The following is a 903-nucleotide window of genomic DNA, read 5'->3' on the forward strand; positions in this document are numbered from 1 at the left end:
TGGACCTGTCACGGTTTGGTGCCGCTCCTTTGAACACGTAATGTGCAGCAAAGGAGATGAACCATGGGCACAGGAAGAACGGATGAATTTCGCAAGGACGCGGTGCGGATCGCGTTGACCAGTGGGCTTTCGCGGCGTCAGGTCGCGGATGATCTGGGGGTCGGCTTGTCGACGTTGAACAAGTGGGTGAATGCGCACCGGGACACAGATGTGGTCTCGGCCGAGGACCGCGAGCTTGCGCGGGAGAATGAACGGCTTCGGCGCGAGATCCGCATCCTCAAGGAGGAGAGGGATATCCTAAAAAAAGCCACCCAGTTCTTCGCGAGCCAAAAGCCGTGAGGTTTCGGTTCGTCGAAGAACAGCGCGGGGCTTTCCCCGTCGATCGGCTGTGTCATGTGATGAATGTCAGCCCGCGCGGGCTACGGGCCTTCCGCAGCCGCCCTGCCAGCCGCAGGCAGCACATGGACATGGTGGTTCTGGCCCATATCAAGGAGCAGTCGCGCCTGAGCCTGGGCAGCTATGGCCGACCCAGGATGACCGAAGAACTGAAGGAAGTCGGCGTCGATGTGGGGCATCGCAGGGTCGGGCAGCTGATGCGCGAGAACGGGATCGTCGTTGAAAGAACGAGGAAATTCAAAGCGACGACGGACAGCGATCACACGTTCAACATCGCGCCGAACCTGCTGGAACGTGACTTCATGGCAGATCGCCCCAATCAGAAATGGGCAGGCGATATCAGCTATGTCTGGACCCGCGAGGGCTGGCTGTATCTCGCCGTCATCCTTGATCTGCATTCCCGGCGCGTCATCGGCTGGGCCGTCAGCAACCGCATGAAACGCGATCTGGCGATCCGGGCCTTGAAGATGGCCATCGCCCTACGATCCCCGCCTCGGGGCTGCATCT

General features: G+C 60.5%; 1 pseudogene. It reads left to right on the forward strand.

From position 1 onward, the window contains the following. Positions 1-63 precede the first annotated feature (63 nt). Positions 64-903 (forward strand): annotated as a pseudogene (locus ACK8OU_RS20320) (IS3 family transposase); the annotation flags it as partial.

Source organism: Pontitalea aquivivens (assembly GCF_046507575.1).
GTDB classification, from domain to species: domain Bacteria; phylum Pseudomonadota; class Alphaproteobacteria; order Rhodobacterales; family Rhodobacteraceae; genus Pontitalea; species Pontitalea aquivivens.